The 12,867-nt window shown below is 47.8% G+C and carries 7 protein-coding genes; all 7 read right to left on the bottom strand.

The genetic code is table 11. The annotated features are described in order from the left end of the window. Window positions 1–185: 185 nt before the first annotated feature. The 7 genes from MHB71_RS30720 to MHB71_RS30690 all read right to left on the bottom strand — a co-directional run bounded on the left by MHB71_RS30720 (window position 186) and on the right by MHB71_RS30690 (window position 12,814). Window positions 186–3,410 (bottom strand): alpha-mannosidase, encoded by a 3,225-nt coding sequence (locus MHB71_RS30720; protein WP_340028411.1) that lies wholly within the window; start codon window positions 3,408–3,410, stop codon window positions 186–188. A gap of 4 nt (window positions 3,411–3,414) precedes the next feature. Then, window positions 3,415–5,769 (bottom strand): glycoside hydrolase family 3 N-terminal domain-containing protein, encoded by a 2,355-nt coding sequence (locus tag MHB71_RS30715; protein WP_340030252.1) that lies wholly within the window; start codon window positions 5,767–5,769, stop codon window positions 3,415–3,417. 36 nt (window positions 5,770–5,805) lie between these two features. Then, a complete protein-coding gene (locus MHB71_RS30710) occupies window positions 5,806–6,726 on the bottom strand; it encodes a carbohydrate ABC transporter permease (RefSeq protein ID WP_036605781.1) in 921 nt (306 codons plus the stop codon). Between the two features lie 23 nt (window positions 6,727–6,749). Then, on the bottom strand, window positions 6,750–7,679 hold the full coding sequence (locus tag MHB71_RS30705; protein ID WP_036605780.1) for an ABC transporter permease subunit: 930 nt from the start codon (window positions 7,677–7,679) through the stop codon (window positions 6,750–6,752). Between the two features lie 77 nt (window positions 7,680–7,756). After that, window positions 7,757–9,229, bottom strand: coding sequence for an ABC transporter substrate-binding protein (locus MHB71_RS30700; RefSeq protein WP_340028410.1), 1,473 nt, complete (start codon window positions 9,227–9,229; stop codon window positions 7,757–7,759). Window positions 9,230–9,510: 281 nt separating this feature from the next. Further along, on the bottom strand, window positions 9,511–11,025 hold the full coding sequence (locus MHB71_RS30695; RefSeq protein ID WP_340028409.1) for a response regulator transcription factor: 1,515 nt from the start codon (window positions 11,023–11,025) through the stop codon (window positions 9,511–9,513). Window position 11,026: 1 nt separating this feature from the next. After that, window positions 11,027–12,814 carry a sensor histidine kinase gene (locus MHB71_RS30690; RefSeq protein WP_340030251.1) on the bottom strand — a complete coding sequence of 596 codons (1,788 nt, stop codon included), beginning with the start codon at window positions 12,812–12,814 and terminating at the stop codon, window positions 11,027–11,029. Between the last annotated feature and the right edge of the window lie 53 nt (window positions 12,815–12,867).

Genomic DNA, 12,867 nt, shown 5'->3' with positions numbered 1-12,867 from the left:
GACCACTACGCGGTCAGAAATATCCTCCGATCGCTGTTATCCCCAGATTTTTTTGATTCCCTTTTCTAAAGGGTAAAATCTGGGGATAAAGGCGAACGCTTCGCTTCTTCGAATTCTTTCTGTCCTCTCCGTTAACGTGTGAATTTTTAGTAGAACATATATAGCTCGAAATATTTCAAAAAGGTTTACCGCAGTAGCACGGTTTGTATTTCGTAAGGTTTAAAAGATAGTGTAATCTGGCCATTGGTATGGGCCAGTGGTTGGATCGGTTCTTCCAGTGCGTTGGAGTGATACGCCTGTTCAAAGGCATGTGGCCATTGCAATGTGATGTTTTCGCGTTTGCCTGACGATTCATAGAAACGAAGGACTGTTCCGTGCCCATCCTCTGCCATTTTGACCGTATCGAGAATGACGTGATTACTATTAAAGTTAATCCAGGAGCCTGTTGCTGGACGTACAGGTGCCGCATTTGCAGTTGCATCTGCAATTGGATCGACTCCAGTCCCTGTGCTTTGCTGTACTTCTTCCCTCTGCTGTACCTGCTCTATCTGCTGCTCTTGTTGTATCTGGCCCTTTTGTTGCACTTGGTTCACCTGCTGTACCGTCACCTCATGATTTAACTCGGCGGCCTGACGTACGGTGTGTGCGTTTCTCCAGTCTCCGTCGTGTGGATACAGGGAATAGGTGAATTCATGTTCTCCCAGATCGGCTGTGCGATCAGGCCATTTGGGTGCACGCAGCAAGGACAAACGAATGGTGCTTCCCTGCACGTCATACCCGTATTTGCAATCATTGAGCAGACTCACGCCGTATCCATATTCGGATACATCCGCGAAGCGATGTCCACAGACTTCATACTGCGCTTGTTCCCAGCTTGTGTTGCGATGTGTTGGGCGTTCCAGTGTGCCAAATGGAATCTCGAATGTTGCCTTGGAGGTCACCACATCAATCGGGAAGCCAACTTTCAGAAGTTTGTGATTTTCGTTCCAGTTCACCTGTGTCTGGAAGTCAATTCGTCGTGAGTCATGATAAAAGACGATATCTTGTGTGATTTCCGATTGATGTAGCTTCCAGCGGAAACGCAGGACATCTTTCGTTGTACCCGCCAGCACCAGCTTTTTCTCCAACAGTTCCACTTCGCAAGCAATCTGTTCCTCATAACGACTGTCGATATCCCATGCATCCCAAAGCGTTGGACGATCGTGGAAGAAGTGAAGTTGATTGCCTCGTTCACCCGGCTTCAACATCTCACGCTCCGCGGATTTATCCCACAGGCGAGTGATCTCCCCACGTTCGTTGAACTGCACATGATAAAAGGCAGTATCCCATGTATCATTAAAGGTTGGTTGTGCGGCAAGGGTGGTCATTTCCCGTACATTCGTTTCCCTTGTATTTTCCGGTACCAGCCAAATCGTCTTATATCCAAACGCCGGAATGTCCGTCACGAGAATAGACATGCTGCCATCCTCCCGATCCATCCGCAAGCGCTGGCATTTTTCATCGATGCCGTAGCGATCCAAGCCATCCTGCACAGGAAGTTGAACGACTGCACTCCGTTTCCAGCCCAGGCTGTTGAATACAACATAGGCTACTGAACCTTCCGGTCCCTCTGTGTTGATACCCGTTGTCAATGCTGCAATGCCTTGATCCAGTCCGGTTCTGCCTAATTCAAATACCTGTACATATTCCTCATTCGAAGTAACGTAGGACTCCGTAATTGCCGATCCTGGTATAATATCGTGGAATTGATTCAGCAAAATCAGCTTCCAGCCTTCATGCAGATTCGAACGCACTTCAGCTTCTGCATCTGCCTCCATATCTGGCAGAGCGAGTGTATTCCACAGCTCAGCTTCTCGATACAGAACCTCCGCTTTCCGGTTGTTGCGCTTATTGCGCGCATGGGTCGTGTAGGTTCCTCGATGTAACTCAAGATACAGATCGCCATGCCACTTCGGAAGTACAGGTTGCTCCTTTTCAATTCCGGCAAAGAAAGCTCCAGCTGTGCTATATCGGCTCGCAGGCTGTCCAACCATCAGGTCTGCGCGATCCACATACTCCAGCATCTCGCGTGTTACGCCACCGCCGCCATCTCCGTGTCCGTATAGAAGCATATGCTCCGGATGAGCCGCTTTCTCACGGTAGGACTGCCAGTGATCATGAATGTCCTTCGGCAACGTATGCTCGTTAACACCATGATTGAGGTAGGACAGGATCGGTGTGCCGTCAATGCCCACCCAGTGGAAGAGATCGTATGGAAACACATTTGTGTCGTTCCATCCGAGCTTTGTTGTCATGAAATATTCCACATTTCCATGCTTCAAAATCTGTGGCAGGGAGGCACAATACCCAAACGTATCCGGCAACCATTCAATCTGTGATGTTTTGCCAAACTCCTCCATATAGAAACGCTGACCATATAACATCTGGCGAATCAGGGACTCCCCGCTCGGGATGTTCAGATCCGGCTCAACCCACATGCCGCCAACCAGTTCCCAGCGGCCTTCTACAATCCGCTGCTTCACCCGCGCGTACAGCTCGGGATCATGCTCCTTCAGAAACGCATATAATAAGGGTTGGCTCTGGGAATAAACATAGTCCGGATATTCATTCATGAGTGCATCCACGGTGGAGAAAGTACGGCTCGTTTTGCGTACCGTCTCACGTACAGGCCACAGCCAGGCAATATCAATATGTGACTGTCCCACCATATGCTCCAGACCTTCAGCGTTTCCGCCAATCTCACGCACATGATGCTTCAGATTATTCTCAATCTGACGAATACCCTCTCCCTGCTCAATCTCTTCTGCTGACATGCCTACAAATTGATCCATCGCACGATATACCAGTTCTAACAGGCGAACCCGCCGAAAGTCACTTTCCGGTAGCAACACAGCCGAATCACGGACAATAATGACGGTATACATCAGACTACGAACCGCTTCATTGGGTCTCACCAGCAAGCTCGTAATTGATGTGATTGGCGGCTGAATAACCGCCTGTTGATTCAACGGGTCTACAGGTTCAGGTACCGGATCAAACATCTCGATCTCCAGTTCTGGAGCGTTTCCGACTTTTGATGGATCAAGCGTGACGTAGGTATGATTGCGGTCAAGGCCCTGATAAGAGTTCCCATTTACCCGAAGCAAGCCTTCTCCGCCTGTCTCAAATACAAGCCCATAAGGTGTTTGCTGCCATGTAGCAGGAATCTCCAAACGTGTTCTGAAAAAATAAGTCGTTCCCTGTTTGCTCGGAAAACGCTCAAAATCTTGCCCTTCGGGGTACTCACCCTGATCCTCATACTGTCCTGGCACATGATAATAAGCGCGGGTAATGTCCCAGTTGCGCAGCTGTAATTGCTCCAGCCACTGATGTTCGGACAACTCGCGAATAAATCGTCTGATACGTTCCAACGTCTTACGCCTCCCTTACGGTCAGTTCGGCTATTTGCGTATCGTTTACGCTGCTGCCGATATGAATATGGAATTGTCCCGGTTCAACGACAGGCTTCAAATCACGACCAATATACTGCAGCTGCTCGGCCCCGATGTGGAATTCCACGGTCTGTGTCTCTCCCGGCTCCAGGTTCACTTTTGCAAACCCCTTCAGTTCCTTGGCCGGACGAGTTAGTGAGCTGACCACGTCAGAGATGTACATCTGTACAACTTCTGCACCTGCATAACGGCCGGTGTTGGTCACGTTCACCGATACCGTAACTGAATCATCAGTTGTCATAGATGCAGCACTCAGCTGCGGTTCACTGTACTCATATGTGGTATAGCTAAGTCCGTATCCAAATGCATAACGTGGCTCCAGATCCTCTTCGAGGTAACGTTTGCCTCGGGAACGTTTGCCGTTATAATAGATCGGTAATTGGCCGACATGCTTCGGAATGGAGATCGTCAATTTGCCTGACGGATTCACATCACCGAATAAAATATCTGCAATGGCACGACCGCCCTCTTGACCCGGATACCACGCCTCCAGAATTGCATCGGCATGTTCATCCACCCAAGGTTCAGTGATGGGACGACCATTAATGTAAACAACGACAAGCTTCTTGCCGAGCTTGTGAATCTCCTGAATAAGTTCCAACTGTACTCCGGCAAGACCCAACGTCATCCGGTCGATCCCTTCGCCACACTCCATATCATTCCAGGAGTTATCCGACACATTGGAAGCCCCCGTCTTCAGATCAATTGTTCCTTCTCCAAAGTCACGTGCACTGGAGCCGCCAACCACCATAATGACCGTATCCGCTTGACTGGCAACTTCGATCGCACGCTCGAATCCTTCTTTCGAATCACCTTTGATCCGGCAGCCTGGTGCATAAAGAACCTGATCTGTACTGCTGTCACCAGTCAAAGCACCAACAGAACTCTTCTCCGTTTGCCCATCCACATGATTAGCCAGCTTAATGCGAATCCCATCCAGTACCGTCGCCACTTTCGACTTCGGTTGCGGAGATGTGTAATCGCCCAGTTGATTGTAGGCCTGATCCGCATTTGGGCCGATCACGGCAATCCGGCCCACATTTGCTAACGAGAGAGGTAACGTGTCAGCCTCATTTTTGAGAAGTACAACCCCTTCCGCAGCCAACTGGCGTGCCAGTTGAATATGCGCTTCACTTCCAATTACTTCTGCTGCCCGATCGGCATCCACATAAGGCTGTTCGAATAAGCCCAGTCTGAACTTCAACGCCAGCACGCGAGAGGTAGCCTGATCCAGAACCTGCATATCAAGCTTGCCTTCTGCCACCGCCTGCACCAGATATTGCCCAAACATCTCACCGGACATTTCCATATCGATGCCTGCCTCAATCGCCTGTACGGAAGCTTCCATTCCATCTGCCGCGACATCATGCCCACTTGCCAGCATGTTGATCGCACCACAATCCGTAATGACCAGACCGTCAAAGCCCCAATCCTTACGCAAAACATCTCCCAGCAATTCCGTATTCACGGTGCAAGGCGTGCCATCAATTTCGTTATATGCTGGCATGATCGACGCAGCGCCCGCTTCCACCGCTTTGCGGAATGGATAGAGATCCACTTCCAGCAGTTCGCGCCAGCCCATATGTACAGGACCTGCATTACGTCCACCTTCCGAGCTGCCATAACCAACAAAATGTTTCAGCGTTGCCGCTACTGTATCTCCACGGTCAAGACTTTCACCCTGAAGCCCTTCTACGGAAGCAACTGCCAGCTCTCCAATGAGAAACGGATCTTCACCGAAACATTCCTCCGTACGTCCCCAGCGCGGATCACGCACAACATCCAGTACCGGAGAATAGGTGACCGCACCACCTTGAGCACGTGTCTCCCGTGCTACTGCCCGGCACATCTCCCGATACAGATCCACATTCCAGGTGCTCCCCAGTAAAAGAGGGACAGGATAGACCGTTCCGTCAATAGCCATATGACCATGCGAGCACTCTTCCCCGATCAGAATGGGAATCCCCAGTCTGGAATGTTCTATTGCATAACGTTGAATCAGATTGACCGCCTCAGCGCCTTCTCTGGCGGATAGTCCATTTTCCAGCGTAACGCCCGTCCACGGATCTGCGCGAAGTGCACCATAGAGGGAGCCGACGCCCCCATTTTCTACTTGCTGTTTAAAGGATTCGTTTAACGTGATGTTCCCTTGATCATTCGTATAGGTCTGCCAGCCAAATGGCTGCGTAAGTTGACCTACCTTTTCTTCCGTAGTCATCAGGCTAAGCAGGTGTTGTACCCGTTCCTCTACGGATTTGCTTTGGTCCTTATAAGTCATCAATCTGCATCTCTCCAATCCTATAACGTGATCCGGTTATTCTTTGACCGCGCCTACCGTCAGACCCTGTACGAAATAACGCTGGAAGAACGGATAAGCGAATATAATCGGTAACGTAGCAAGCACAACCATCGCCATTCGGGACGTATCCTGCGGAATGGACTGCATGGCTGCCAGACTCATCGAACTGTTAGCAGAGTTCTGTTGGATAAATTGAATACTCGACTCAATCCGCATTAACATAGATTGCAGTGGTACCAGATTCGGATTATCGATGTATAACAGCGCATTGAACCAATCATTCCAGTAACCGAGTGTACTGAACAACCCGATGGTTGCCAGTCCCGGCAAGGAGAGTGGAACCACGATTTTCATAAAGGTATAGAACTCACCGGCGCCATCAATCTTCGCCGATTCAATGACTGCATCCGGTACACTGGTGGAGTAGAATGTACGCAGGATCATAATATAGAAGGCATTCATCGCCAGCGGCAGAATAAGTGCCCATAACGTATCTTTCAAACCGAGCAGCTGGGATACGACCATATAGGTTGGAATCATCCCGCCGTTGAACAGCATGGTAAGAATTGCAAAGATGGAGAAAAATCTCCGATATCTGAAGCTCTTGCGGGAAACCGCATACGCATACAGCGACATGAGAATCAGACTGATGATGGTACCAAGTACCGTCACCAGGATGGTAACTCCATACGCCCGCAGTAGCGTGTCCCCACTCTGCCAGACAAACTGATATGCCGCGAGACTCCATTCTGCCGGAATCAGACGATACCCATCACGGGCCAGTGCTTTCTCGTCTGTAAACGAGATGATGACTACAAATATAAAAGGAAATACACAGATCAGAGCGAATAGACCTGCGATGATGTTCATGATCACGTTCCAGCCGTTGGATACGTGGTGGAAGTCGCGTTTTTTAACAAGCCCTGCTTGAGCCATAGTGGTTCACTCCTTTCCCTGTCCTAGAATAGGCTGCTGTCTTTATCTACTTTGCGAACAACATAGTTGGAGATAATAACAAGCACAAAGCCCACCACGGATTGATACAATCCCGCTGCTGTACTCATGCCGATCTCACCACTAGTTTTCAAACCTCGATATACATACGTATCAATAACATTGGTCACGGAATAAAGCGTACCCGAATCCCTTGGCACCTGATAGAAGAGTCCAAAGTCGGCATAGAAAATGCGGCCTACGGCCAGCAAGGTCATAATCGTGATGATGGGCGACAGCAACGGAATCGTAATATTGCGAATCTGCTGCCATTTGCTTGCTCCATCAATCATGGCTGCTTCATACAGTGATTTATCAATCCCCAGTATGGAAGCCAGATAGACAACGCTGCTATAACCTATGGTTTTCCATAGCGCTACGAATACCAGAATATACGGCCAATATTTCGCCTCGGAGTACCATTGAATTGGTTCCATCCCAAACCAGCCGATAATCTGATTCAACATCCCGCGGTCCATGCTCAAGAAGCTGAATGCGAAGTAACCAACGATAACCCAGGATAGAAAATACGGCAGAAACATGCCGGTTTGATACAGTTTGGCGAGTCGTTTATTCACTAGTTCCGAGAGCAGGATTGCCAATGCCACAGCAAATACCAGTCCGAGGAAGATAATGGCGATGTTATAAAAGAGGGTGTTGCGTGTAATGAGCCATGCGTCACTTGTGCTGAACAGGAATTTGAAATTGTCCCAGCCAACCCATTCACTCTTCATCAGACTTGCCCAGAACCCTTCACGGCTGAATCGGTATTCTTTGAAAGCAGCCACTGTGCCCACAAGTGGTAAGTAGGAGAAGAAGAAGAACCAGATGGCGCCTGGCAGCACCATGAGCAGCATGACTCGGTTTCTAATCAGGTTTTTCAAAAATGTAGTCATTGTGGATATCCTCCTTCAGGCTTGAATGAAAAAGGACCGGACGCGATAAGCAGCCGCCCGATCCTTACGATGTACTGTTACTTGTTTTCCGCTCTCCAGGCATCCAGCTGGCTTTGGGCTTCAGCCATTACTTTCTCCAGTCCGGCTTGATTGAACTTCTCAATCACTTGATCCAGATTGGCTGCCGGGTCCAGTGTACCTGTCATCAGTGCTGCCCAATATTGCTCTTTCACGTTCTGTACCGCTGTCAGTTCGGACGATACATTGCTTGCATCAAAGTTAAAGCTGAGGATCGGGGAATTGACACCTTCAGCGTTAAACTTCTTGAACTCATCCCATTTGTTATCCGGGTCATTGCTGTTCAGATAGAGCAGCATGTTGTTCCCAAGGGAGTATGAAGGCATATCGTAGTTTTTCGATTCAGGCAGATTTTCCATATGTGTGTCATCCACTTTTTTGTAGTGTGTGCCCTCAATACCGGAGTCCACCATATTACGCAGCACAGGATCTGTATTGAGCAGGTTCAGGAATTCCATCGCTTTCTCCGGATATTCCGAGTTGGCCGAGATGGCCATGATGGAACCTTGTACAGATGTATTTGTTATAATTGCTTCACTTGCAGGTGTTGAAACGACTTGATAACCGTAACTTGCAGACCATTGATTGTCCGCGAGCGGCTGAGTCTGTGCACGATCCAGGAACCAGTTGCCCGATGTTGTCAGGTCGTTCGTGGAACCTGTTGTTGCCGCTTCTGCCGATACATAACCAGCCTTGTAGTATTTGTGCATCGTAGTAAGTGCTTCTTTCATTTCAGGTGTTTCCAGTATGTTTACAAGCTTATAGTCTGTTGTATCCAGCTTGATTGCCATTGGCAGATTCTGAATGACATAGTCATAAGGCACGTAAGGAACATAGTTTTTATCCATGGCAAATGGTGTTACACTCGCCTCGTTTTCCTTAATTGTTTTGAGCAGAGGCTCCAGACTGTCTAACGTACGAACGCCAGAGATGTCCAACTTGTATTTATCAACCAGCATTTGGTTAAAGCGCCATACCTCTTGTTGTGGCAACTCTTTGTTGGCTGGAATTCCGTAATTGTGTCCATCTACCTTGGAACCGCTGAGGAATGCAGGATCAATGGTCTTGGTAAGATCCTGACCGTATTCAGCAAGCAGGTCATCCAATTCAAGGAATGCACCTTTTCTAGCATTTTGTACATAATCGAATCCACCAGAAGAAGTGAACAGAATGTCCATTGGCTCACCGGATGCTACGTTAACCTGCATCTTCTGCGGGTAGTCACCCCAGTCAACCATCTTCATCGTTAACGTGGCATTAATTTTCTCTTTGGTATACTTGCTCACTTCTTCCATCACTTTATTGACGTCTTTCTGAGGGGTACCGATGGTATACCAGATCAACTCTACCGCGTCATCTCCAGCTCCCCCGGATTCTGAAGCATCTTTGCTTCCTCCACAGGCACTAAGAACAAGTGTAACGGCCATTAACAATGCAAGAACGAGTGAGAAGCGTTTTCTTTGTTTACTCATTTCTTTGATCCTCCCTTTTCGTGTTCCCTTAGGCTCTACTTACTAACTGCTTTAACCTTATCGAATGAAAGCATTTACAAAAAGAAGATAAACTTAAGTTTTCGAGGTACAAATTAAAGAGAAATCGTCCTTGGGCATCTATTTTGTACCTATTTAAATAAATCGCTTACATGAAAGAGACATGCCGGGTAACGTATGCCATGATTTTCTACCATGCCATTCCTGTTCCCGATATGTCTCTTGGCTCTCTGTCCGCATAGTTGGATCTACCCGTCACCGAATTAACCAAACACCTTGAAATCAGTCGGTGAAATTCCCACATATTTGCGGAACTGTTTATAGAAATACCCTGTCTCCCAATACCCCACATTTCGGGCGATCTCATGTACCTTCAGATTGGAATTGCGTAGTTGCTCCTTCGCACGTTCAATCCGGTATTTGTTGATATATTCGGCAAACGTCTCCCCGGTCTCCTTATGGAACAATTGTCCCAAATACACCGGATGCAAATGATAGTGGGCACCCAATAGCTTCAAGGAGAGCTCTTCTGCGTAGTGTTTGTCGATATGCTGAAGCACTTGGTTTACAATTGGATTTTTCAGATCCTGCAATAGGGATTGGATCGTCTGCGACCCAACCTGCTGAAGCGCCCGCACGAGCTCATCAAAAGTGCCACTGTCCAGTACAAGTTGAAGCCCTTGTTGGTATATGGCAGACTCATCCGAGTGTTTGATGCTCTCCAGTTCCATCTTGAAGCGAATCACAACTTCCAGTGCGGTATTCTGTAACTCCCCAGGTGTAAGCCCATCGCGATGCTGTTCAAAATCCATGCGAATCCGGTCAGCAAGTTGTTCAGTATTGCGGGACAGAATGAGTTTGGCATACTCCCTCCATTCAATAAAAAAGGTCGCCGTTGAATTTCCGCACCTTTCCAGCATGGCATGGTCGATGACTTTAAGGTCGGGATAAATCATCACATACTGGAGTGCTTTTTTGGCCTCCGCATAACTGGTCGGCGCATGGTATAACCCTTTCATCAATCTGCCTGCTCCAATGCGTGCCGCCGGATGGGTTACGGTTATCTCATCAGATAATGCCTGCAAGCCATCCATCAACTTCTGTTCCTCGTCACTCGTACCCTGAATGTTGGCAATAATGACGATGTCTCCATCGATATCATGAAATACGTTCAGATGGCGTCTGTCTCTCAGCATCTCTTCTACACGTTCAAACATGCCAGGTACTTGCCCTTTGTCACGCAGAATGGCCACAGCAACGTCCGGTGCATCCAGCGAAAGGTTCATGAACTGGGCACGTTCTTCAAATTCAGTAGCTGCAATCTGCCCCGTAAGCCATCGATGAAGAATGTTATCTTTCAGAATCTGGATGCCATACGCATCATCGGCTTGAGGTGATACCGTATGATCCAGCTTGGACGCCGTGTTGCTCAGCGTGGATTCCAGTTCCTCTACATTAATCGGTTTGAGCAGATAGTTTTCGATCCCCAATTGCATGCCTTCCTTCAGATATTCGAACTCATTGAAACCACTGAGGATAATGACCTTAAGCTCAGGTTGCACTCGCCTTGCTTCCCGAATCAGATCGAGACCATTCATGAGTGGCATGGATATATCCGTAATCAGAATGTCCACAGGCTGAGAAAAGAGCGCTTGTAACGCTGCTTGCCCATTACCTGCATGACTCACAATTTCCATACCAAATGAAGACCAATCCACAATATCGTATAAACCTTCAATGATGAATGGCTCATCGTCCACAACAAACACCTTGTACATGTTAAACACCTGTCCCTTCTGTATGTGGATAACGCACCCTGATCCGTGTTCCTTCTCCGAGGGTGCTCTCTATGGTGATACCGAACTCTGGCCCATACAGGAAGCGCAATCGACTATGGACACTGCGTAGCCCGAACATCTGACCAGACTCTTCAGGACGTTCCAGTTCTTCAAGGATTTCCGTCAGGCGTGCCGGATCAATGCCTTTGCCATTATCTTTGACTTCCACTTGCACCACATCATCTGTCTCTTCCACAACAATGGATAATCGGTTATCCGAACGTTCTGTCTGAATGCCGTGTACAACATAATTCTCAATGATAGGTTGCAGCGAAAGTTTGACCACAGGGTGTTGATAATATGCAGCATCGATCTGGATCGTATATATGAAAATATCCTTGTAGCGGATTCGGAATAATTCCAGATACAAGCGGCAAGCTTCCATCTCATCCTTGAGCGTATAATTTTTCTTTTGCTGTACCAGGCTCTTGAACAATACGGATAAACTATAGATCATCTCGCCAACATCTCTCGCCCCTTGGGATATCGCCCTCATCCGAATCACTTCAAGCGTATTGTAGAGAAAATGAGGGTTGATGCGCGCCTGCAATGCGACCAGCTCGGTCTCCTTCTGTTTGATCTCGGCCTTGTAGACCCGTTCAATATACAGATTCAGCTCATCCAGCATGTCGTTGAAGCTATGTGAGATCTGCCCCAGTTCATCATCTCGCGGATCGTCGATGCGAGCCGTCAAGTTGCCATATTTCACTTTTTGGGTGAAGCGAATAATTCGACGGGTTCGTTTGGCAAAGTTAATAATGAAAAATGCCGGAACCAGCACGGCAAACAAAATACATACGATACTGATCGAGATAATGGTATTGCGAATCCCCGCATAGGTTTCAGCCATCTCTTCCACCGGAACGGTACCAATGACCACATACCCCTGATCGGCGGAGACAAACTTGTTGACGTACATGTTCTGCTCCTTTTTCATTGAATCCATATCCGTCTGATCAAACAGCGAATCGGCCACATTCACGTAGGGATACTTCTTCCCGTAATAATGATTGTTGGAGTCAAATAAAACTGTCCCTTTCGCCGATAACACCACGATTTCTCCCTTGAGATTACTCTCGTAGTTATCCAGCGCATTACCGATTCCTTCTGAGTCAAAGAAGACAAGAAATTGGCCCAGATTCCGAAGAGTCTGTGTATTGTTAATCGGTACGCGGATGGAGTAGAGCGCAGGGTCCCATTGATTAATCTCTTTGCGAATCCAGAAGTTGGGTGCACTGATATTGGGCGTTTCCATCGCCATCACGTCCGGAATATAGGAATGAGCTACATTGGCGTCCAGCTTGCGGAACTGCTTGTGTTGATTAAAGGTAGACAGATCCTGCTGTTCGGCGCTATACAACATGAGTTGATTAATCTGCGAATTGCGATCCATAATATTTTGAAAATGTTTCAATACATCGGCCGAATAGTCATCCTGATTAGCATAATATCCATTGGTCATGTGCTGAACATATTCAGCGTACGAATGATTCATCAGATAAGTAATGTTAGCGGACAGCGCCTCATTCTGATGCATATCCCTCACCATGTTTTGCACCGATTCATACTGCTGATGAATGTACCGGTCCACATGTTCCATCGCCGCTTTCTGGATCGCCAGTTCCCGGCGAATTGTGGAGTCGGACACCGACAGGAAGATGATATAAGACAATGTAATGATCGTTACAATGGATATCATCGAAAAAATCAGGAGCATTTTCATAAACATATTATTTTTGAAGAAATTATTGTAAACGCTAACAATTTTCAAGTCGCATGTTC

It is taken from the genome of Paenibacillus sp. FSL H7-0940 (genome assembly GCF_037979415.1).
GTDB lineage: Bacteria > Bacillota > Bacilli > Paenibacillales > Paenibacillaceae > Paenibacillus > Paenibacillus amylolyticus.
Note: the sequence above shows the minus strand (reverse complement) of the source record. Positions and strands in the feature narration are given on the sequence as shown.